The 21,129-nt window shown below is 70.1% G+C and carries 23 protein-coding genes; 8 read left to right on the top strand and 15 right to left on the bottom strand.

Annotated elements, in window-relative coordinates:
• The first annotated feature begins 13 nt into the window (after positions 1-13).
• Positions 14-1,207, top strand: coding sequence for an MFS transporter (locus L0977_RS19775; protein ID WP_442786655.1), 1,194 nt, complete (start codon positions 14-16; stop codon positions 1,205-1,207).
• 18 nt (positions 1,208-1,225) lie between these two features.
• Here L0977_RS19775 and L0977_RS19770 read toward each other — a convergent pair whose 3' ends face one another.
• The 5 genes from L0977_RS19770 to L0977_RS19750 form a co-directional block, all read right to left on the bottom strand.
• Positions 1,226-2,527, bottom strand: a complete 1,302-nt coding sequence (locus L0977_RS19770) for a TRAP transporter large permease (protein ID WP_234266583.1) — start codon at positions 2,525-2,527, stop codon at positions 1,226-1,228.
• Entirely contained in the window at positions 2,517-3,029 is a 513-nt protein-coding gene (locus tag L0977_RS19765; protein WP_234266582.1) for a TRAP transporter small permease, read from the bottom strand. The genes L0977_RS19770 and L0977_RS19765 overlap by 11 nt, the downstream gene beginning before the upstream one ends.
• Positions 3,030-3,050: 21 nt before the next feature.
• Positions 3,051-4,079: a TRAP transporter substrate-binding protein gene (locus L0977_RS19760; RefSeq protein ID WP_234266581.1), complete on the bottom strand. Its 1,029-nt coding sequence runs from the start codon at positions 4,077-4,079 to the stop codon at positions 3,051-3,053.
• Between the two features lie 70 nt (positions 4,080-4,149).
• Positions 4,150-5,715: an indolepyruvate oxidoreductase subunit beta family protein gene (locus L0977_RS19755; protein ID WP_234266580.1), complete on the bottom strand. Its 1,566-nt coding sequence runs from the start codon at positions 5,713-5,715 to the stop codon at positions 4,150-4,152.
• Positions 5,716-5,728: 13 nt separating this feature from the next.
• Positions 5,729-7,879: a thiamine pyrophosphate-dependent enzyme gene (locus tag L0977_RS19750; protein ID WP_234266579.1), complete on the bottom strand. Its 2,151-nt coding sequence runs from the start codon at positions 7,877-7,879 to the stop codon at positions 5,729-5,731.
• A 121-nt stretch (positions 7,880-8,000) separates the two neighbouring features.
• Here L0977_RS19750 and L0977_RS19745 point away from each other — a divergent pair, with 121 nt between their 5' ends.
• A complete protein-coding gene (locus tag L0977_RS19745) occupies positions 8,001-8,927 on the top strand; it encodes a LysR family transcriptional regulator (protein WP_234266578.1) in 927 nt (308 codons plus the stop codon).
• Between the two features lie 10 nt (positions 8,928-8,937).
• Here the strand turns inward: L0977_RS19745 and pncB are convergent, their stop codons facing one another.
• The 6 genes from pncB to L0977_RS19715 form a co-directional block, all read right to left on the bottom strand.
• Positions 8,938-10,128, bottom strand: a complete 1,191-nt coding sequence (gene pncB / locus L0977_RS19740; protein WP_234266577.1) for a nicotinate phosphoribosyltransferase — start codon at positions 10,126-10,128, stop codon at positions 8,938-8,940.
• Between the two features lie 22 nt (positions 10,129-10,150).
• Positions 10,151-11,014, bottom strand: a complete 864-nt coding sequence (locus tag L0977_RS19735; RefSeq protein WP_234266576.1) for a cysteine hydrolase family protein — start codon at positions 11,012-11,014, stop codon at positions 10,151-10,153.
• A 27-nt stretch (positions 11,015-11,041) separates the two neighbouring features.
• Positions 11,042-12,328: an O-acetylhomoserine aminocarboxypropyltransferase/cysteine synthase family protein gene (locus L0977_RS19730; RefSeq protein ID WP_234266575.1), complete on the bottom strand. Its 1,287-nt coding sequence runs from the start codon at positions 12,326-12,328 to the stop codon at positions 11,042-11,044.
• A 4-nt stretch (positions 12,329-12,332) separates the two neighbouring features.
• Positions 12,333-12,800 carry a CoA-binding protein gene (locus L0977_RS19725; RefSeq protein ID WP_234266574.1) on the bottom strand — a complete coding sequence of 156 codons (468 nt, stop codon included), beginning with the start codon at positions 12,798-12,800 and terminating at the stop codon, positions 12,333-12,335.
• 75 nt (positions 12,801-12,875) lie between these two features.
• Positions 12,876-13,331 carry a BON domain-containing protein gene (locus L0977_RS19720; protein WP_234266573.1) on the bottom strand — a complete coding sequence of 152 codons (456 nt, stop codon included), beginning with the start codon at positions 13,329-13,331 and terminating at the stop codon, positions 12,876-12,878.
• A gap of 52 nt (positions 13,332-13,383) precedes the next feature.
• Complete coding sequence (locus L0977_RS19715; protein ID WP_234266572.1) at positions 13,384-13,602, bottom strand: CsbD family protein; 219 nt, start codon at positions 13,600-13,602, stop codon at positions 13,384-13,386.
• Positions 13,603-13,836: 234 nt separating this feature from the next.
• Between L0977_RS19715 and L0977_RS19710 the strand changes: the two genes are divergently transcribed.
• Both L0977_RS19710 and L0977_RS19705 read left to right on the top strand, forming a co-directional pair.
• Positions 13,837-14,079 carry an ATP-binding protein gene (locus L0977_RS19710; RefSeq protein ID WP_234266571.1) on the top strand — a complete coding sequence of 81 codons (243 nt, stop codon included), beginning with the start codon at positions 13,837-13,839 and terminating at the stop codon, positions 14,077-14,079.
• 124 nt (positions 14,080-14,203) lie between these two features.
• Positions 14,204-14,869, top strand: coding sequence for a nitroreductase family protein (locus tag L0977_RS19705; RefSeq protein ID WP_234266570.1), 666 nt, complete (start codon positions 14,204-14,206; stop codon positions 14,867-14,869).
• Between the two features lie 31 nt (positions 14,870-14,900).
• Here the strand turns inward: L0977_RS19705 and phnN are convergent, their stop codons facing one another.
• Genes phnN through phnF form a run of 3 tightly spaced genes read right to left on the bottom strand, consistent with a single transcriptional unit; the run spans position 14,901 to position 16,931 of the window.
• Positions 14,901-15,473 (bottom strand): phosphonate metabolism protein/1,5-bisphosphokinase (PRPP-forming) PhnN, encoded by a 573-nt coding sequence (phnN, locus tag L0977_RS19700; protein ID WP_234266569.1) that lies wholly within the window; start codon positions 15,471-15,473, stop codon positions 14,901-14,903.
• On the bottom strand, positions 15,470-16,183 hold the full coding sequence (locus L0977_RS19695; protein ID WP_234266568.1) for a DUF1045 domain-containing protein: 714 nt from the start codon (positions 16,181-16,183) through the stop codon (positions 15,470-15,472). The genes phnN and L0977_RS19695 overlap by 4 nt, the downstream gene beginning before the upstream one ends.
• Positions 16,173-16,931 (bottom strand): phosphonate metabolism transcriptional regulator PhnF, encoded by a 759-nt coding sequence (phnF, locus tag L0977_RS19690; RefSeq protein WP_234266567.1) that lies wholly within the window; start codon positions 16,929-16,931, stop codon positions 16,173-16,175. Before phnF ends, L0977_RS19695 begins: the two co-directional genes overlap by 11 nt.
• Before the next feature lie 483 nt (positions 16,932-17,414).
• On the opposite strand from phnF, the gene L0977_RS19685 reads away from it, so the two are divergent.
• The 3 genes from L0977_RS19685 to L0977_RS19675 are packed head-to-tail and all read left to right on the top strand — an operon-like array spanning position 17,415 to position 18,794.
• Positions 17,415-17,753 (top strand): NIPSNAP family protein, encoded by a 339-nt coding sequence (locus tag L0977_RS19685; RefSeq protein WP_234266624.1) that lies wholly within the window; start codon positions 17,415-17,417, stop codon positions 17,751-17,753.
• The gene (locus L0977_RS19680; protein ID WP_234266566.1) at positions 17,750-18,094 is read left to right on the top strand and encodes an antibiotic biosynthesis monooxygenase family protein; all 345 of its coding nucleotides are present in this window, start codon (positions 17,750-17,752) and stop codon (positions 18,092-18,094) included. The genes L0977_RS19685 and L0977_RS19680 overlap by 4 nt, the downstream gene beginning before the upstream one ends.
• A gap of 4 nt (positions 18,095-18,098) precedes the next feature.
• Positions 18,099-18,794 carry an ArsR/SmtB family transcription factor gene (locus L0977_RS19675; protein WP_234266565.1) on the top strand — a complete coding sequence of 232 codons (696 nt, stop codon included), beginning with the start codon at positions 18,099-18,101 and terminating at the stop codon, positions 18,792-18,794.
• Between the two features lie 12 nt (positions 18,795-18,806).
• Here the strand turns inward: L0977_RS19675 and bla are convergent, their stop codons facing one another.
• Complete coding sequence (gene bla / locus L0977_RS19670) at positions 18,807-19,700, bottom strand: class A beta-lactamase (RefSeq protein ID WP_234266564.1); 894 nt, start codon at positions 19,698-19,700, stop codon at positions 18,807-18,809.
• Positions 19,701-19,804: 104 nt separating this feature from the next.
• Between bla and L0977_RS19665 the strand changes: the two genes are divergently transcribed.
• Positions 19,805-20,671, top strand: coding sequence for a LysR family transcriptional regulator (locus tag L0977_RS19665; protein WP_234266563.1), 867 nt, complete (start codon positions 19,805-19,807; stop codon positions 20,669-20,671).
• Positions 20,672-21,129: the final 458 nt, after the last annotated feature.

Here is a 21,129-nt window from a genome sequence, read left to right as displayed (position 1 = left end):
CCCAGGCCCCATGCTGCCCGCCCGCCCCGTTTCCGCCCAGGCCCGGGTGGTGGCCCTGCTGGGCAGCACGCAGACCCTGGCCTGGGCCTCGTCGTACTACCTGCCGGCCCTGCTGGCGGCCCCGATGGCGGCGGAACTGGGGCTGCCGGTGCACCAGGTCTTCACCGCCTTCACGCTGGCGCTGGTGGTGTCGGCCCTGGTCGGTCCGGCGGCCGGGCGGGCCATCGACCTCCACGGAGGCCGGGTGGTGCTGCGGATCACCAGCGGCCTGTTCGCCGCCGGGCTGGCCGCCCTCGGGCTGGCGCAGAACGGCTGGCAGATGGCGGCCGCGTGGGCACTGATCGGTGTCGGCATGGGCAGCGGCCTGTACGACGCGGCCTTCGCCGCCCTGGTGCGCCTGTACCCGGTGAGCGCGCGCAACGCCATCACCGGTATCACGCTGATCGCCGGCTTTGCCAGCACCGTGGGCTGGCCCCTGACCGCGTGGTGGACCGAGACCCTGGGCTGGCGAGGCGCCTGCGGCGTCTGGGCCGCCCTGCACCTGCTGGTGGGCCTGCCGCTGCACGGCCGCCTGCCGCGCCAGCCGGTGGAAACCGCGCCCGCACCGGCCCCGCTGCCGGCCGGCCACGCCGCCCCCGCCACGGCTGCGGCACCGGCCGCCCGCACCGGGTGGGCGGTGGTGCTGTCGGTGGTGTTCGCCATCACCTGGTTCACCAGCACGGCCATGGCGGCCCACCTGCCGGGCCTGCTCGCCGGGCTGGGTCTGGGCAGCGCCGCAGCCCTGGGCGTGGCCATGCTGGTGGGGCCGGCGCAGGTGGCGGGGCGGTTGCTGGAATTCGGTCTGCTGCGCCGCGCGCACCCGCTGCTTTCGGCGCGGCTGGCGGCGGTGGCGCACCCGATCGGCGTGGGGCTGCTCATGCTGGCCGGGCCCTGGGGTGGCTGGCTGTTCGCGGGCCTGCACGGCATGGGCAACGGCATCCTGACCATCGCCAAGGGCACCTTGCCGCTGGCGGTGTTCGGGGCCGCCGGCTATGGCGCGCGCCAGGGCTGGCTGATGGCGCCGGCCCGGCTGTCGCAGGCCGTGGCCCCGATGCTGTTCGGCCTGGCCATGGCCCGCTGGGGCAGCCAGGCGCTGTGGCTCACCGCCGCGCTGGGGCTGCTGGCCTTCGTGCTGCTGCAGGCCCTGGCGCGGCGCCTGCCGCCCTGAGGCCCGCTGCCCGCCGCCTCAGGCGATCAGCGAGGGCAGCCACAGCGACAGCGAGGGAAAGGCGCAGAGCAGGAACAGGCGCACCACGTCGGCGGCGATGAAGGGCATGGTGCCGCGGTAGATGGTCCACAGCGGCACGTCGCGCGCGATCGAGTTGATGACGAACACGTTCATGCCCACGGGCGGGCAGATCATGCCGAAGGTCACGGCCATGACCACGATCACGCCGAACCACACCGGGTCGAACCCCAGGTGCACCATGGCCGGCAGCACGATGGGCACGGTCAGCAGCAGCATGGCCAGCTCGTCCATGACGGCGCCGAGCACGAAGTAGCCCACCATCACCAGCGCCAGCACGCCGTAGGGACCGACCGGCAGGTTGACCAGGAAATCCACCGCGTTCTGCGTGAACTGGGTGATGGTCAGGAAGTAGCCGAACAGGTAGGCGCCCATGACGATGGTCATGATGGCCGAGGACACGCGCAGCGCGCTGATGAGCGATGCCTTGATCTGCGGCCAGCGCAGCCGCCCGCGCAGCATGCCGATCAGCAGCGTGCCGGTGGCACCGACCCCGGCGGCTTCCTGCACCGTGAACAGGCCGCCGTAGATGCCGCCGAGCACGAACAGGAACAGCACGATCACCGCCCACAGCGGCCGCAGCGAAGCCAGGCGCTCCGGCCAGCTGTGGCGCTCGCCCCGGGGCATGGCCTCGGGCCGCAGCCGCGCGATGAGCGCCACCACCACCGAGTAGAAGGCGATCGCCATCAGGCCGGGCACCACGCCCGCCGCGAAGAGCTGGGTGATGTCGGTCTCGGTCATGATGCCGTAGAGCACCAGGATCACCGAGGGCGGGATCATGATGCCCAGCGTGCCGCCAGCGGCGATGAGCCCGGTCGACAGGCCTGCGTCGTAGCCGGCGCGGCGCATCTCGGGCAGGGCCACCTGGGTCATGGTCGCGGCCGTGGCCACCGACGAACCGTTGATGGCCGAGAAGCCGCCACAGGCCGCCACCGAAGCCAGCGCCAGGCCGCCGCGGCGGTGGTGCAGCCAGGCCCGGCCGGCCGCGAACAGCTCGGCGCTCATGCCCGAATGCGACGCGAACGAGCCCATCAGCACGAACATGGGGATGACGATCAGGTTGTAGTCGGTGAGCACCGACAGCGGCACGTTGGCCAGCAGGTTCAGGCCCGGGCCCAGGCCCGAGAGCGCGGCGAAACCCGCCACGCCGACGATGCCCATGGCCACACCGATGGGCACACGCAGCGCCATCAGGCCAAACATGCCCACAAACCCCAGCAGGGCGACCAGGTCACGGTCCATCGGGAGTCTCTCCGGCGCCGCCAGGGCGCCCCTCATCGTTGTCGGTATCGCCGCGGATCAGGCGCACCAGCCGCAGCAGTGCCAGCACCGCCGCCACCGTGGCACCGGCGGCCGCCGCGCTGTAAAACCCCTGCAGCGGCAGGCGCAGGTCCATGGTGCCCTGGCTGCCGGTGCCGCCAACCTTGACCCAGACCATCCAGGCCAGGGGCACCAGGAAAGCCAGCGTGATCGTGGCGGCCAGCAGGTCGATGCCGCGCCGGCCGCGCGGGCCGGCCATTTCCCAGAGCACGTCCACCGCGATGTGGGTGCCCTGGTAGGTGGTCAGGGCGATGCCCCAGAACAGCGCGATGCCCAGCAGCATCTGCGTGCCGTCGAACCAGTCGGGGATCTGCCAGTTGAAGGCATAGCGCACCAGCACATTGCCCGCCGTGAGCAGGGCAATGAACAGCAGGAACAGGGCGGCCACCGTCTCGGTGGCCGCCATCAGGCGTTTGATCAACATGCCTGGAAAGCCTGGGTGGGCTTACTGGGCGCCGCGGGCCGCCAGTTCCTTGCGCAGGCTGTCGAGTGCCGCCGTGCCGTTGACGCCGGTGGCGTTCGCGGCTTCCACCCACTTGGTGTAGACCGGCTCGACCGCCTTCTTCCAGGCGCCCAGCTGCTCGGGCGTGACCTTGACCAGCGTGTGGCCGGCGCGCGCTTCCAGCGTCGTGCGGCCGCTGTCCTCTTCATCCCCCCAGGAGGCACCGACCTTGCTCGCCCAGGTGTTGTTGCAGTGGTCGTCGATCACCTTCTTCTGGCCGGCGGCCAGACCGTCGTACCAGGGCTTGTTCATGACCCACACGAAGGCCGAGGCGTAGAAGCGCATGTCGGTGTGGTACTTCACCGCCTTGTCGATGCCGAAGGAGATGATGGAATTCCACGGGAAGGTGATGGCGTCGGCCAGGCCCTTCTGGATCGCGTCGCGCGACTCGGGCGCCGAGACCTGCACGTTGGTGGCGCCCAGCAGGCTCATGGTCTGGGCCACGGTGCCGTTGGCCGAACGGATCTTCATGCCCTTGAGCTGGCCGGGCTCGGAGATCGGGGTCTTGGAGTGGAAGGTGCCGACGTGCACGTGCGCGAAGCAGAGCTTCACGTCCTTCATTTCGTTGCCGGCGTAGCTGCGGTACCACTGGTCCAGCGCGGCCGAACTGGGACCGGGCTTGCCCAGCAGGAAGGGCAGTTCACCGGCCGCGATCAGCGGGAAGCGGCCGGCCTGGTAACCGGGGTTGACCCAGGTCATCTGGGCGATGCCGTCGCGCGCCATGTCGTAGTGGTCGGCCGCCTTGCCCAGTTGCTGGGCCGGGAACAGCATGACCTTGATCGAGCCCTTGGAGGCCTCTTCCACCGACTTGGCCCAGGGCTCGAAGCCGAGCTTGGCCAGCGGATGGCTGGCAGGCAGCCAGTGCGCGAACTTGAGTTCGACGCTCTTGTCCTGCGCCTGCGCGCCGAGCGCGCACAGCGACAGGGCCAGGGCAGCGGCGGTGCGCCAGGCCGGGCGTTGGAATCGGTTCATGGTGTGTCTCCTGTGGGTGGAAAAATGGTTGTGATGGGGAACCGGGAAAACAGGGATCGGACCCGCCGGATCAGGGCGGCCCCGGGCGGGCAGCGGACGCCTTCGGCATCCAGAACACGGGCTGCTCGGCACGCGGACGGTGCGCGGCGTTGAGCCGCCCTTCGGGATCGGCCAGCGTGGCCTTGAGCGCCTGCGACAGCGCCTGGGCCAGCGCAGCGTCGTCCAGGGCGGTGGCCTGCAGCGCGGGCGCCACATGCGTCTGCCAGAGGCGCTGGTGGTTCTCGCGGCCGCGCCGCTGCGTGTCGCCATAACCCTTGAGCACCTGCGGCAGGCCGGCCACTTCGGCCGCCAGGCGCGGCGCGCGCGGCATCAGCTGGCACAGGGCATCGAGCCAGGCCTGCCAGGCGGCCTGCTCTTCGGCGAAGCGCAGCGAACGCGGGCGCCAGGCGCGCAGGCCGGCCAGCGTGCGCAGCATCAGAAAACCCCAGACGCTGGTGGTGCGGATGTGCAGCCCCACGTGCGCGCTGCCCAGCCAGCCCCGGCGTTCGGCGGTGCGCATCAGCGCCTGCCCCAGGCGCTGCGGCAGCACCGAGGCGATTTCTTCCGGGCCGGGTTTGAAGTGTTCGGTGATGCGCACGATCTCGCCGGGCCGGGCCTCGGCCTCGCGGCGCACCCGCTCGAAGCGCGAAGCGCGGCTCTTGAGGTCGGCCACGCGCACCACGTCTTCGTAGCACATCCACAGCGCGAGCTGGCGCACCGCCTCTTCGAGCGCCGCACCGGCCGCGGCCGGTGCGGCGGCCACCAGGCGTTCGACCTGGGCCAGAAAAGCCTGGGCGTGCGCCGTGTGCTGGTAGTCCTGGCAGCGCCGCGCGCCGTGCACGGCCAGCGCCTGCACGGCCGGCGGCCAGGCGGCGGCACGCGGTGCCCAGGCGTCGCGCAGCGCCTCGGGCCAGTCGGGCAGCGTGCCGGCCGACACGGCGGCCACGGGCGGCCGCTCTTCGGCCGGCGTCGCCACCGCGTCGAAGGCCGCCCCGAAACCGGCCAGGCTGGCTTCGACGCCACGGCCCGAATCGCGGATCACGGCCTCGCACAGGTCGCGCGGCCAGGGCAGCACGCCGGTGCCGGCCATGGCGCCGAACATCACGGCCGACACCACGGTGCCGTGCTGCCGGGTGAGGGCGTCCATGTCCATCAGGCAGGCGCGGCCGGCCAGCGTGCGCGCAGCGAGCGAAAGGCGGTCGGTGTCCTGCCGGCCGTCGGCCATGTGCATTTTTTCCAGCGTGGTGTAGACGCGGTGGGTCGAGGCCACGAGCGTGGTGCGCGCGTTCACGAAACCGCGTTCGACCATGCGCGCGGCCTCCAGCAGTTCGCTGGCCACCAGCACGTCGACCTGGCCGGGCACCGGCGACAGGGCGAACACCGGCGCCGGCGCGCCGGCCGGCACCGGGGCGCGCAGCAGCTCGATGTAGTAGCTGGTGGCGCCGGTGCGCTGGGCCACGCCGGGCACCGAAGTGGCCTGCACCGGCAGGCCGCTGCGCACGGCGCATTCGACGATCCAGTCGGCCAGCACGCCCCCGCCTTCGCCGCCCAGGGCGGCCACCAGGATGCAGCAGGGTTCTTGCACGGAAGCGGTCATGGAAAGCGGTTCCTCATGCGGGTTGCAGCCAGCCGATGATCCGCCGGTTGATGCGGTCGGTCAGGCGGTCCCAGAAGCTGGGGTGGGTGACGATCTCGATCTTGTGGAACGACGGGCAGAGCACCGCCGCGTCGGCCACCTCGCCGCACAGGCCGCAGCCGACGCAGCCGTTGGTGACGTGGGCCACGGGCTCGCGGCGCAGCGGGTCCGACGAGGGCTTCACGGTCAGCGTCGGGCAGCCCGAGAGGCGGATGCAGGAGTGGTCGCCCGTGCAGGTGTCTTCGTCGATGCCGTAGCGGGTGCGCAGCGTGCGCAGGCCTTCCTTGAGGCGGCGCGCGCGGATCGGCCGCAGGCGCCGCTGGCGTTCGAGCTGGCATTCGCCTTCGGCCACCACCACCTTGAGGCCGGGGAAGGGCGAGCGGATGGCCTCGCGCAGCGTGTCGCGCACGCGCGAGACGCGGTAGTTGTGCACGGTGCGGATCCACTTCACGCCCATGCCCTTGAGCGTGTCCTCGATGGTGGTTTCGCTGGCGGTGGCGCTGCCGCCTTCGGCCAGCTGTTTGGCCTGCTGGGCCGGCGTGGAGATGGTGTCCTGCGTGCCGGTGGCCGAGGTGTAGCCGTTCTTCATGATCACCAGCACGCCGTCGCCCTGGTTCAGCAGCGCCGAACTCACGCCCGAGAGCAGGCCGTTGTGCCAGAAGCCGCCGTCGCCCATGATGGCCACGGGCCGCTGGGCGGTGAAGTTCTTGACCGCCGCGCTCGACGCCATGCTCATGCCGTAGCCAAGGATGGAGTTGCCGAACGAGAAGGGTTCGAAGGTGGCGAAGGAGTGGCAGCCGATGTCGGTGGCGATGTGCAGCTTGCCGGTGTCGCGCTCGACCAGCTTGAGCGCGGCGAACACCGGGCGTTCGGGGCAGCCGGTGCAGAAGTTCGGTGGCCGCGCGGGCACGGGTTCGGCCAGCAGGGCGGCGGCCTCGCCACGCAGTTCACCCAGGCGGGCCAGGTGACCGGCAGCAGCGCTGGCGCTGGCCGGCGGCAGGTAGGCGCCGGCCAGGCGTTCGAGCGCGCCCAGCAGCACCTCGGCCGTGTACTCGCCGCCCATGGGCAACCAGTCCTTGCCGTGCAGTTGCGTGGCATGCACACCGGCGCGGCGCAGGTGCGTGCTGATTTCCTGCTCGATGAAATCGGGCTGGCCCTCTTCAACCACCAGCACCGCGCGCTTGCCTTCGCAGAAGGTCGCCACCTGTTCGGGCACCAGCGGGTAGACCACGTTGAGCACCAGCACCGGCACCGCGGGGTCGCCCGCCTCGTCGGTGAGGCCGGCCAGTTGCAGCGCCCGCAGCAGGGTGTTGGTCAGGCCGCCCTGGACGATGATGCCCACGTCCGCGTGGCGGCCGGGCAGTTCTTCGTTGAGGCCGGCTTCGACGATGAAGCGCCGCGCCGCGGGCATGCGCACGTCGTACTTGAGCTTTTCGTGCCGGAAGGTGGCCGGCGGGTGCGACAGCCGGTCGTAGCTGAAGGCCGCGGGTTGCGCCTGCAGCTGGCGCGTGGAGATGGCCGGCGCCACGTTGTCGCGGGTGGGGAAGCTCCCGCGCACGTGGCAGGCGCGGATGCGCAACTCCAGCATCACCGGGGTGTTCGACGCCTCGGACAGCTCGAACGACTTCTCCACCATGCGCACGATGGTCGGCAGGTCGGGCCGCGGGTCCATCAGCCACAGGGCCGACTTCATCGCGAAGGCGTGCGTGCGCTCCTGGATCACGCTGGCGCCTTCGCCGTAGTCTTCACCCACCACGATGAGCGCACCGCCCATGACCCCGGGCGAAGCCAGGTTGGACAGCGCGTCGGACGCGACGTTGGTGCCGACCACCGACTTCCAGGTGACCGCGCCGCGCACGGGGTACATGATGGACGCAGCCAGCATGGCCGCCGCCGAACTTTCGTTGGTGCAGGCCTCGACGTGCACGCCGAGTTCGTCCAGGTAATCGCGGGCCTGCACCATCACGTCCAGCAAGTGGGTGATGGGCGAGCCCTGGTAGCCGCCGACGTAGGTCACGCCCGACTGCAGCAGCGCCTTGGTCACGGCGAGGATGCCCTCGCCATGAAACACCTGGCCGTCGCCGAGCTGGAGTGCCTCGATCTCGCGGTGGAAGGATCGTTCCACGACTGTTGTCTCCGTTGTTGTGGGGAACTGTGGTTGTGAGGGCACTGTAGGGGCCGGTACGCACATCTGTCCAACCGATTGTTTGGATGAAGTACATCCATGGAATGGATAATTCCGGCGCATGAACTTCCGCCAGATCGACCTCAACCTGCTGCGCGTGCTGGTCGCCATCCACCGCACCCGTTCGGTGACCGAAGCCGGCAAGTTGCTGGCGCTGTCGCAGTCGGCCACCAGCAGCGCCCTGGCGCGGCTGCGCCACCACCTGGGCGACGAGCTGTTCGTGCGCACCGCCCAGGGCCTGACGCCCACACACGCCTGCGAGCTGCTGGCGCCCGAAGTCACCGAGTTGCTGAACCGGCTCGAATCGGCGCTGTCGGCCGGCCAGCGCTTCGACCCGGCCCACGCCGAGGCGCGCTGGCGCCTGTCGCTGTCCGACCTGGGCGAGATGATGTTCCTGCCGCCGCTGGCGGCCACGCTGCGCGAACAGGCGCCGCTGTCGCGGCTGGCCAATGTGTCGGTGGTGGCCGAAGACCTGCCGACGGCCCTGGAGGCGCGCGAGATCGACTTCGCCATCGGCATCCTGAACCCGCGCCACCGCGGCGTGCGCGCCGACCTGCTGTTCACCGAACGTTATGTGGGCCTGACCTCGGTCGACTGGCAGCCCGAGGGTGGCGCGCGCGCCGGCGCTCAGCGCCTGACGCTGGCGCAGATGGCGCGCGCCTCCATGGTCGTGCCCTCACCCACCGCGACCTTCCACGGCAGCGTGGAAAAGATGCTCTGGCGCCTGAAGCTGCAGGAGCGCATCGTGCTGCGCGCGCGCCATTTCGGCGCGCTGCCCGAGCTGGTGCTCCACACCGACCTGATGACCATCGTGCCGCTGATGTACGCGGAAAAGCTCAGCCGCCTGCAGAAGGTGCGCGTGTGGGAACTGCCGCGCGAGGCCGCACCCGAATACGAGGTGCGCCTGGTGTGGCACACCAGCACCGCACGCGACCCGGCGCAGGTGTGGATCCGCGATCAGGTGCGGCGGCTGTTCGCCACCGGCTGAGCGCGCCCGCTCACGGCGCCGGCACCTGGAACACCTGGCGCAGATAGGCCAGGAAGGTGGCGTCATCGCACAGCGTCTTGCCGGGCGAGTCGGACAGCTTGGCCACCGGCTGGCCGTTGGCGCTGGTCAGCTTCATGACGATGTGCAGCGTCTGCAGCCCGACGTCGTTGGACAGGTGGGTCCCGATGCCGAAGCCCAGCTGGGTGCGGTCACCCAGCGCGCGGTAGATCGCGATGGCCTTGTCCACCGTCAGCCCGTCGGAAAACACCAGGCGTTTGGTGTGTGCATCGATGCGCAGCTTCTGATAATGGGCCAGGGCTTTTTCCGCCCAGACCAGCGGGTCGCCCGAGTCGTGGCGCAGGCCATCGAACAGCTTGGCGAAGTACAGGTCGAAGTCGGCGAGGAAAGCGTCCATGCCGACCACGTCGGTCAGCGCGACGCCCAGGTCGCCGCGGTATTCCTGCACCCAGTCCTCGAGCGCGGCCTTCTGCGAATCGCGCAGGCGCACGCCCAGCGCCTGGTAAGTCTGCAGGTACTCGTGCGCCATGGTGCCGATGGGCACCAGGCCCAGGTCGAGCGCCAGCCGTACGTTGGACGTGCCCTTGAATACGCCGGGCAGGCGCGTGCTCAGGGCCTGCACCACGTCACGCTGCCAGGGTTTCGAGAAGCGGCGGCGCACACCGAAGTCGAACAGCTCGAAAGGGTGGCGCCGTGCGGGCTGCTGCACGAAGGCTTCGATGGCGCCGATCTTGGCCGCCAGCCGGCGGCGGCCTTCGGCCTCGGCGGCGGCACGGTCGAAGCGACGGAAGTACAGCTCGTTGACGATGGCCAGCACGAAAATTTCGAAGGCCATGACGTGGACCTGCGGCCCCCGGGCGACGATCTGCAACTGGTCGCCTTCGGCGAAGGCCTGGATGAAGCCGCGCTGGAAACGGAAGATGCGCAGGAAGTCGACGAAGTCGCTCTTGATGTAGCGCAGGCCACCCAGGTAGCGCAACTCGTCCTCGCTGAATGCCAGGGCACACAGCGCGTCCAGTTCGGCGTTGATCTCGGGCAGCAGTTCGGTCAGCGGGAAGGCCGGCCGGTTGCGGCAGACGAAGCGGTATTCGGCCTGCGTCTGCGGGTGGCGATGCAGCATGGTCTGCCACATCGTGAACTTGTAGAGGTCGGTGTCCAGCAGGCTGGTGATGACGGGTTCCATCGGGACTCCGGGTCGGCGGTGCTCAGGCCTCGGCCCGCAGCAGGGGCAAGACCTCGGCGCAGGTGGCCAGCTGCGCGCCCTGGTGCCGCAGGTCGGCCAGGAAAGCCTGCGCCTGTGCTTCGAAACCGCTCACCGGGCTCATCGCGTCGGTCAGCAGCACCAACTTGTCGAGCCGGCGCGAGGGCAGGTGCTGCGCCAGGTGTTCGACGGTGGCCTTGACACAGTGGCTGCTGGCCTCGCCCGCGATGACGATCCGGTCGGCCTCGTCGAGGCGGGCGATCAGCCCCCGGTTGAGCTGCGTGCCTTCGTCGGCCGGATCGGGCACCTCGGCCTGCAGCGCGCTGTAGTGCTCGGTCCAGGGATGGCTGCCCTTGGCGATCTTCTCCACCACGCCCAGGCGCCGGTCCTCCCAGCGGTTGTAGGCCGCCTTGACGGCCGGGTGCACGTTGTGGCCCCAACTGCCGATTTCGCAGTGCACCGGCCAGACCATGAGGGTGTAGCGCCCGGCCTCTTCCAGCGCGTCGAGGTAGGCCAGGGCGCGCGGCAAGGCACCGGCGTCGCGGGGCCGGTATGCGCCCGCACGGACCTGGGCCGCGGTGATGGCGGTGAACGGGTTCACCGCCGCGCCCGCGCCGGTCTGCCAGAAGGTGGGGTGGGCAATGTCGCAGCGGTGGTGCGAATCGAAGGTGACCACGATGCGCGCCACGCCGTCACCGGCCTCGTCGATCAGATCGGCCAGGCGCAACATGTCGGCGTGGGCGCCCTGGACCGGCAGCGCGGGGGCGATGGGGACGTGGCGCAGCGGGTCGGTGCCGCGCCAGCTTTCGGGCAGATCGCAGAAGTCGTTCTGCGGATCGATGATCAGCAACGTGGTTGCGCGGCTCATGCTGTGTTCCTGTTTCGATGGCCGGGCTCAGCCGCCCACCGCGCGCGCCAGCGCCTGGTCGATGTCCCAGAGGATGTCGTCGATGTGCTCCAGCCCGACCGAGATGCGCACCATGTCCGGCGGCACACCGGCCGCCAGTTGCTGGGCCGCGTCGAGCTGGCGGTGCGTGGTGCTGGCGGGGTGGCTGATGAGGGTGCGCGTGTCGCCGATGTTGACCAGGTGGCTCATGAACTGCGCGCTCTCAATGAACTTCACGCCCTGTTCGAGCCCGCCTTTGACACCGAACGCCAACAGGCCCGACGCGCCGCGCATCTGCCGCTTCATCAGATCGTGCTGCGGGTGGCCCGGCAGGCCCGGGTAGCTGACCCAGCCGACGCGCGGGTCGGCCTGCAGGTACTGCGCCACCGCCAGCGCGTTGGCACAGTGGCGTTCCATGCGCAGCGGCAGGGTTTCGACGCCCTGCAGGATCTGCCAGGCGCTGGTGGGGGCGAGCGCCGCGCCGAACACGCGCAGGCCTTCCATGCGGCAGCGCATGGTGAAGCCGAAGTTGCCGAAGGTTTCGTAGAACTTGACGCCGTGGTAACCGGGCGACGGTTCGGTCATGCCCGGGAATTTGCCGTTGTCCCATGGAAAGCTGCCGCTCTCGACCACCACGCCGCCCAATGTGGTGCCGTGGCCCGCCAGGTACTTGGTGGCGCTGTGCACCACGATGTCGGCGCCGAAGCGGATCGGGTTGCACAGGAACGGGCTGGGCACGGTGTTGTCCACCACCAGCGGCAGGCCGTGGGCGTGCGCCACGTCGGCGATGGCCGTAATGTCGAGCACCACCATGCTGGGGTTGCCCAGGGTTTCGGCAAAGAAGGCCCGGGTATGGGGGCGCACGGCAGCGGCGAAAGCGTCCGGGTCGGTGGCATCGACAAAGGTCGTCTCGATGCCGAATTTCTTCAGCGTCACCGCGAGCATGGTGACGCTACCGCCATAGAGCGCGCCGGCCGCGACCACGTGGTCGCCGGCCTGCAGCAGCGTGGTCAGTGCCAGCGCCTCGGCCGCCATGCCGCTGGCCGTGGCCACCGCGGCGCGCCCGCCTTCGAGCGCGGCCACGCGCTCTTCGAGGGCCGCCACCGTGGGGTTGGACAGGCGTGCGTAGACGTTGCCGAAGGTCTGCAGGTTGAACAGGCTGGCCGCGTGCTCGGCGCTGTCGAACACGAAGCTGGTGGTCTGGTAGATCGGCAGGGCGCGCGCGCCGGTGGCGGCGTCGGGGATCTGGCCCGCGTGGATGGCGAGCGTCTCGGGCTGGAAGTTGCGGTCGGCCATGGTCTCAGCCCTGCTGCGGCCGCTGGGCCGAGATGACTTTGGTGTTCACGCCGGCCCAGTTCAGGCCGCCGAAGAGGCGCGCGTGTTCGATCTTCACGCAGCGGTCCCAGACCGAATCCAGGCCTGCGTCGGTGGCGATGCGGTCGGCCTCTTCGCTCATCAGGCCGAGCTGTTGCCACAGGGTCTTGGCGCCAATGGCCACCGCGCTTTGCGCGATGGCCGGGATTTCTTCGACCTTGCGGAACACGTCGACCATGTCGACGGGAAAAGGGATGTCTTCGAGCCGGGCGTAGCTCGTTTCGCCCAGGATCTGGGGGTAGCGCGGGTTCACCGGCACGATGCGGTAACCCCGCTCCTGCATGTATTTGGCGGCGAAGTAGCTGGGGCGGTGCCATTCGGCCGAAAGGCCGACCACGGCGATGGTGCGGTCGCGCGCCAGGATGCGGCGCAAGGTGGGAATGTCGTCCTGCATGGGGGTCTCCTGCGCCGCGAGGCGCGGGAGCGACATTACCACCTTGGCGCCCCCCGGCGCGCCGAGCCGCGGGGGTCAACCTGCGCCCTGCGTGACCACCAGGCGGTTGTCGACCGCGACCACACCGTCCACCGCGCGGGCCAGCACGGTGGCGCGTTCGCGCGCAGCGGCGTCGGGCGCCGGGCCGGTCATGGTGACGTGGCCGGCCTTGGTGTCGACGTCGATCTGCAGGGCCTTGAGGCTGTCATCGGCCGCCAGCGCCGCGCTCACCTGCGCGGTGATGGTGGCGTCGGCCGCCGCAGCGGTCGCGGTGTCGGCCATGTCGCTGGTGGCCTGGCGCGCCTGGTCGATGGCGCTGCCCATGTCCTGGCTCACCGAGGCGGCGGCGCTCTGGGTGTTTTCGATGGCCTGGTCCACATGCTGGCCCACGCTCATCTCGTCACTGGCCTGCCCGCAGGCGGCGAGGGCGAAAGCGGCGGCCGTGGTGGCCAGCACGGTGGTGATGCGGCGTTGGATGGGGGTCGATTTCATGGTGTTCTCCTGAATAAGAATAGGTAGGTGCCAAGCGGGCCGGGTGTGGCGCTCAGGGCTTGAACCACTGATCGGTGGCGCGGCGCTCGAAATCCGCCACCTGTTTTTCGGCCTCTTCCTTGGCGATGCCGTAGCGCTCCTGGAGCTTGCCGGCGAGCTGGTCGCGGCGACCGGCCACCACCTCCAGGTCGTCGTCGGTGAGCTTGCCCCACTGCTCGACGACCTTGCCCTTGACTTGCTTCCACTGTCCCTGGATCTGGTCCCAATTCATGTGTTGACTCCTTGCTGACTTCGTGAACATCGGGGTACGGCGCTGGCCGGTCCCCATGAGGGCAACGAGGTCCGGTACGGGTACGAACAACGTTGTGTCTTTACTGTAGGCAAGCGCCCCCGCGCTGGCTGTCGGCCCGGGCTGGCTCGGCGTGTAGGACAACATCCCGGGTCGCATGTCCGGATGTTTCCGCTGGTAAACACCGCGCCGCGCCAGCGTCCGCACAATCGGCCCATGGCGTCCCCCGAATCGCGCAAGGCCCTACCGGTCATCGACCCGGCCCGCTGCACCGGCTGCGGCTGGTGCGTGGGCGTGTGCCCGCCGCGCGTGCTGTCGCTGCAGACGGTGCCGGGCTGGCAGAAAAAGAGCCACCTGGACGACGCGGCCGGGTGCACCGGCTGCGCCCGGTGCGCGGTGCGCTGCCCGTTCGACGCGATCGCGATGCGGCGTATACCCGATCCGCCACCGGGCTGCTGAGCGGCCGGTACAAAGGCGTTCCGGGCCGGACCTTCCGCGCGGACGCCAGCGCGGCTTCCTGCGCTGCGGCAAGATGCCGGCGTGCGCCCGCACGGTGTGGGTGCCCCTCCTTCGGAAACCCGTCATGAGCGACCTATCCCAACCCCAGAACCCGCCCGTCCTGCTGGACAAGCTGCAATGGCGCTACGCCACCAAGAAGATGGACCCGGCCAAGACCGTGCCGCAGGACAAGATTCACCGCATCGTCGAAGCCGCCCGCCTGGCGCCCACGTCCAGCGGCCTGCAGCCGTTCGAGGTGATCGTGGTGAAGAACCCCGCCGTGCGCGCGCAGATCCAGGCCATCGCCTGGAACCAGGCGCAGGTGACCGAGAGCACCTGCGTGCTGGTGTTCGCCGCCTGGGACAACTACACGGCCGAACGCATCAACCACATGTTCGACCTGACCAACCAACAGCGCGGCTTCACCAACGAAGGCTGGGAAAACTACCGCCAGATGCTGCTCAAGAACTACCCGGGCCGTCCGGCCGAGGTGAACTTCGAACACGCCGCGCGCCAGGCCTACATCGGCTTCGGGGCCTCGGTCATCGCTGCGGCGTTCGAGGAAGTGGACGCCACGCCGATGGAAGGCTTCGACCCCGCCGCGCTGGACGACATCCTGAAGCTGCGCGAGCGTGGCCTGCGCAGCGTGACCATCCTGCCGCTGGGCTACCGCGCGGCCGACAGCGACTGGCTGGTCAACCTGAAGAAGGTGCGGCGCCCGCTGGACCAGTTCGTCACCGAAGTGAACTGAGCGCCTTCAGGCCCGCCGGCCGCCACCGCTGTCAGCGGCTGGCGGCTTTTTCTTGGCCGGCCCACCGGGCACACAGCCCCTCGCGCAGGGCCTGCACCGCCGACGCCAGCGCGCCGTCGTTGACGATCTGCACGGCGCCCGGCGGCAGTTCGGCCGCCGCGTCGCGCGCCAGCCGCTGCGCGATGGCGGCGCCGTCCTCGCGGCGGCGCCCCAGCAGGCGCTGCTCCAGCACCGCCGCCGGCGCGGTGATGTGGACCACGCTGGCGTCGGGCCAATGGCGCAGCACCGTGGGCAGGTAGGCGCGCGAGCCGTTGACGAAGACGCCGTGCCCGGTCGACAGCGGGGCCAGTTCGGTGCGCCGCACGCCGTACGACAGGCCGTTGGCCTGCCAGGCCATGGCAAAGGCCTGCGCTCGCTGCAAGCGCTCGAAAGCGCTTTCGCTCACCCCTTCGTGCGCCTCGCCGCCGGCCTGTGCCGAGCGGGTGATGGTGCGCCGCGCCCAGTGCGCGGGCGGCATGCCGTCCCAGGCGGCCCGCAGGCCGAGCAGCACGCTGTCCTTGCCGGCACCGGAAGGACCGATCACGTAGACCAGGCGCCGGCTCATGGCGCCAGCCTTGGCTGTTCGAGCAGCAGGAAGTCGGCGCCCGGCGCCGGTTCGATGAAGATCGACAGCCGGTCCAGCCGCCACGGCGGCAGCGCCGCAAAGTGCGCTTCGGCGGCCTGCTGCACACGCCGGATCGTGGCTTCGGGCACGTCGTCCAGCGGTCCGGTCAGCGAATAATGGAAGCGGAATTTCTGCAGCACCCAGGGGTAGCCCCAGGCCAGCAGCAGCGCGTCCTCCTCGGGCGTGAGCGGCGCACGCCGGCGCCGCACCAGTTCGTTCGCGCTCAGCGGGGCGGCCAGTGGCTGCAGGCGGCGCACGCAGTCGTCGGCCAGCGCGCTCAGCGCCGCCGGCGTGTGCGCCGGGCGCAGCGCCAGAAACCGGCCCAGCCGCGACACCTGCAGCGCGGGCATCGGCAGCGCGCGGTGCGCCTGGCACAGTGCGGTCACCGCGTCGCGCAGCGCCTGCAGATCCACCGCGTCGGCCAGCCGCATCGGGGCTTTGAGCGTGGCGTGCCAGCCGTAGCGCCGCGGGTCGGCGGTCAGGGCCGCCAGGGACGCCGGGTCCAACCCGTCGATGGCGGGCTGGGGCAGGGACCAGCGCCGCAGCGCGCAGCGGCCCAGCCAGGCGCTGCCGCGCGCCCAGGCGTCGGATTCGGGATCGGGCGCCGCATAGATCGCCACCCGGTGCGGCCTCAAAGGTTCATGCGCCATGGTCGTGGTCCACGGTGAGGGTGACTCGGTCGCCGGCAAACCAGGTGCAGGCGTATTCGATCGGCGTGCCGTCGGGGCCGACGTTCACGCTGCTGACGTACAGCGCCGGCCGGGTGGCCGGCTGCTTCAGGTGGGCGGCCACGGCGGCCTCGGGCAGCCGCGCCGAAATGCGGCTCTGGCGCCGCGTGTAGTCGGGCACGCCCAGCGCGGCCAGGGCCTGGGTGATGGAGCCGCTTTCGCGCACGTGGGCGTCCAGCCCGGCCAGGCGCGGCAGCGGGAAGTAGCGGTCGCTGACGTGCAGCGGCTGGCCCCCGCCGTCGCCGATCACCAGCAGGTGCAGCACCGCGCTGCCGGTGCGCAGGCCCAGCGCCTGGGCCACCTCGGCGCGGGCGCGCTCACTGCGGGCGGCGAGCACTTCGAAGCCACCCGGCAGGCCGGCCTGCGCGAGGTTCTGCCGGTGCCGGGTGCGCCGGCCCAGCACCAGATCGACGGCGAAATCCTCCACGTAGGTGCCGCTGCCCTGGCTGCTGCGCACCAGGCCGATCTGGCCCAGGCTCGCCAGCGAGCGGCGGATGGTGTGGCGGTTGACGCCGTAGCGCTCGGCCAGCGAATGTTCGGACGGCAGGCGCTCGCCCGGCACGTAGACGCCGCGGCGGATGGCGTCGGCCAGTTCGTGGGCGATGCGGGCCCAGAAGCTGTGGTCCGGCTCGGGCAATTGCAGGGGAAGGGTGGCGCTGGCTCTTGTCATGAAAAGGACACAGGTCAAACCTAAGCTGGCGGTCGACAACAAGTTGTCTACACAAATTGACCGCAGGCTATCACGACGATGTTTCACGCGTTTGACAACCCCGGGCCACCCCGCGCCCCGAATCCTTCTTCTACAACGACGCCAAGACCGGCCCGCGCGCGCGAGATCGTCTTCAAGCTCGCCAAGCTCTCGGGCTTCAAGCCGTCGAGCAACGCGCAGCCGATCCCGATTCGCGAACTCGACCTGTTCAGCCAGCGCAACAAGATCGACGCCGACACCACCCTGGCCAAGCTGTTTTCGGAAGCGGTGGAGGGCATCCGATCCACGGTCGCTTCGGTACTGCACGACATCGGCCACCTGCTCGCCGCCGAGAAGGCCGGCACCATCCCCAACACGCGGGCCGCACCCTTCGGCCCGCACCGAAACATCCGAAGGCCCGCCCGCTGCACAGTGGACACCCTGTTCCACCCCTGTAGGGCCACCATGTCCGTCACCTGCTTCATCCGTTACCAGATCGACCCTTTCCAGCGCGAAGCCTTCCACCGCTACGCCGAGGCCTGGGGCCGCATCATTCCCCGCTGCGGCGGCAACCTGCTGGGCTACTTCCTGCCGCACGAAGGCAGCAACCACATCGCCTGGGGCCTGGTCGGATTTGACGATCTGGCCGCCTACGAACGCTACCGCGCCGTGCTGCGCAACGACCCCGAAGGCCGCGCCAACTTCGAGCTGGCGCAGACGCAGCGCTTCATCCTGCGCGAAGAACGCAGCTGGCTCGAAGACGTGGCCGGCACCGTCCACCAGGCCCGGCAGGTGGCGCCGTGATCGCGGTCATCTTCGAGGTGGAACCGCACGACGGTTCGGCCGCGCCTTACCTCGACCTCGCGGCCGGCCTGCGGCCCAAACTGGAAGCCGTGGACGGCTTCCTCTCGGTCGAGCGCTTTGAAAGCCTGGCCCGACCGGGGCGCTACCTGTCGCTCAGCTTCTGGCGCGACGAAGCCGCCGTGTGCGCCTGGCGCAACCACGAACACCACCGCGCCACGCAGCAGGCGGGCCGCGCCGGCGTGTTGGCGCACTACCGCCTGCGCGTGGCCGCCGTGCTGCGCGACTACGGCCTGCACGACCGCGCACAGGCGCCCGACGATTCGCGCGCTGCGCTACGCTGAGGCCATGACCCGCAGCACCCCGAACGAACCCCGCCTTGCCCGCGTGGCCGCCATGGTGGCCGACCCCGCGCGTTCGCGCATGCTGGCCTACCTGCTCAGCGGCGAATGCGCCAGCGCCAGCGAACTGGCCCGCGCCGCATCGGTGACGCCCGCCACCGCCAGCGGCCACCTGGCCCAGTTGCTCGAAGCGCGCTTCGTGGTCTGCGAACCGCGCAGCCGCCACCGCTACTACCGCCTCGCCGACGCCGACGTGGCCCACGCACTGGAAGCCCTGGCCGTGGTGGCCGAGCGCGGTGAGCATGAACAGCAATGGGCCGCATCGCCCGAACGCGCCCGCCTGCGCGCAGCGCGCTGCTGCTATGGGCACCTGGCCGGGCGGCTGGGCGTGCAGGTGTTCGACGGCCTCATGGCGGCCCAGGGGCTGCAGCCGGTGAGCCCCGGCTACACGCTCACCGACAGCGGCCGCGCGTGGTTGCAACGGCTGGGGTTCGACGCGCCCGAGCCCGGCAAGCAACGGCGCTACGCCTACCCCTGCCTGGACTGGTCCGAACGGCGCGACCACCTGGCGGGCGAGCTGGCCGACCAGCTGTACCTGCACCTGGTGGCGCAGGGCTGGGTGCGGCGGGGGACAGGCAGGGATGTGGCCATCACGCCGCTGGGGCAGCGGGTCCTGCTGCCGCTGCTGGCGCCGCCAGGCTGACCCGCCCCGGCATCAGAGCGCCCAGCCCTTGAAAACCGCTGCCGCCACCTGCGCGATGGCGGCTTCGCGCACCGCCAGGCTGGCCTTCGATTCGGTCAGGAACACGGCCACCACCAGGGGCGCGCGCCCCTCGGGCCCATAGACACCCACGTCGTTGGTGGTGCCGTGCGCGCCGGTGCCCGTTTTGCTGCCCACGCGCCAGCCCGGGGGCAGGCCGGCCGCCAGGCGCCGGGCATTGGTCTGGGTGGCCTGCAGCCACTGCACCAGTTGTTGCCGGCTGCCGGCCGACAGCGCGTTGCCCAGGGCAAAGCGGTTCAGCAGCGCCGCCATGGCGCGCGGACTGCTGGTGTCGCGCGGGTCGCCCGGCGTGGCTTCGTTCAGCGCCGGCTCCCAGCGGTCCAGCCGCGTGACGGCGTCGCCGGCCTGCCGCGCAAACGCGGTCAGCCCTTCGGGGCCGCCGAGCGTCTGCAGGATCAGGTTGGCGGCCGCGTTGTCGCTCTGTGCCACGCTGGCCAGGCACAAGTCGCCCAAGCGCATGCCCGCGCCATCGGCGTGCTGCTCGGTCACCGGCGACCAGGGCAGCAAGGCATCGCGCCCGAAGCGGATACGCCGGTCCAGCCGCTCGGCGCCCTGGTCCACCCGCTGCAGCACCTGTGCCGCCGCCAGCCATTTGAAGGCGCTGCACATCGGGAAGCGTTCATCCAGGCGGTGCCCCGTGAGCACGCCCGTCTGCGTGTCCAGCACCGCCACGCCCAGGCGGCCCTGGCTCTGCGCCTCGATCGCCGGCCAGGGCAGGGCCTTGGCCGGGTCTGGGCTGCCGGCCTCGGCCGCCGCAGCCCGGGAAAACTGGGGCAACAGCAAGCTGGCGGACAGCAGCGACACCCGGTGGAAATCTCGGCGCTTCATGGGATTGGATCTGTGAAATAGAGAAAGAATTGGGAGATGCTAGGCCGGTCCGCCGCTCCAGACAAACGGTGATTTTTGGCGCCAAACCCCAGAAAATCTGGGGCATGAACCTGCCCTTGAACGCCTTGCGCGCCTTTGAAGCCTCGGCCCGCCACCTCAGCTTCACCCTCGCCGCCACCGAACTGCACGTGACCCAATCGGCGATCAGCGCCCAGGTCAAGAACCTGGAGCAGCGCCTGGGCTCGCCCCTGTTCCGGCGCCTGCCGCGCGGCCTGGCGCTGACCGACGAAGGCCTGGCCCTGCTGCCCATGCTCAGCGAATCCTTCGCGCGCATGGGCGCGATCCTCAGCCAGTTTGAAAAAGGCCGCCTGCGCGAGCCGCTCACCGTGGCCGCCGTGGGCACCTACGCCGTCGGCTGGCTGATGCCGCGGCTGCCGGCCTTCCTGCGCGACCACCCGTTTGTCGACCTGCGCCTGATGACGCACAACAACCGCGTCAACCTGGCCGGCGAAGGGCTGGACTTCGCCATCCGGTTCGGCGACGGTTCGTGGCACGGCACGCAGGCCGAGCCCCTACAGCAAGCGCCGCTGACGCCCGTGTGCGCCCCCCAGATCGCGCAGCGGCTGCGCAACCCCCAGGACCTGGCCGGCGAAACCCTGCTGCGCTCCTACCGCGCCGACGAATGGCCCCAATGGTTCGCGGCCGCCGGGCTGGCGCCGCCCGTGCTGCGTGGGCCCGTGTTCGACACCTCACTGGCCATGGCCTCGGCCGCCGTGCAAGGCTTCGGCATCGCGCTACTGCCGCCCAGCATGTTCACCGCCGAACTGCAACAGGGCCGGCTGGTGCAACCCTTTGACGTGCAGATCGCCCACGGCCGGTACTGGCTCACCTGGCTGAAATCGCGCAGCCCCAGCGCGGCGATGGGGGAGTTTCAGGCGTGGTTGGTGGGGGAGGTTGTGGGGAGCGGTTGAGGCTGAAAGTGCTCCATCGTTCTACCGGTGATCGAGGCCTGGTTTCGACCCAACGAAGCCCTGGGCGCTTTTTCTGTCGACCGACCACTTCCACAAAGAAGTCGCCACTCGCTGAGTCTGTCTCAAGAAATGGCATTGCCCAAAAAGCAGCCTTTCCGGGGATTGTCCGACAGAGTACCCGGCTGCGCTGGTGCTGCAAGGCACTAAAGCCCGCGGACATGGTGGTAAGAATTCCACTCCGCACCTCCGCGAAGTTCGTTGCATTTAACGTCCGTTGGACTATTGTTTCTGACGCAGTCTAGGCAGGAGCGAAAAGTAATTAGATTATTTTTTCGGCACCAAAGGCTGGCCGAAGGAAAAGCTTCGGGATAAACTCCTCCGCCTCGATACCAAGTGCGCGCAATCATTTTTAATCTTTTCGGCCCCGAGGGGGCGACGCCGCCGTGACCGATAAGCGA

This window comes from Hydrogenophaga sp. NFH-34, assembly GCF_021401345.1.
Lineage (GTDB): Bacteria > Pseudomonadota > Gammaproteobacteria > Burkholderiales > Burkholderiaceae_C > Hydrogenophaga > Hydrogenophaga electricum.
The sequence above is the reverse complement of the archived record's forward strand: the minus strand, read 5'-3'. Positions and strand labels throughout refer to the sequence as shown.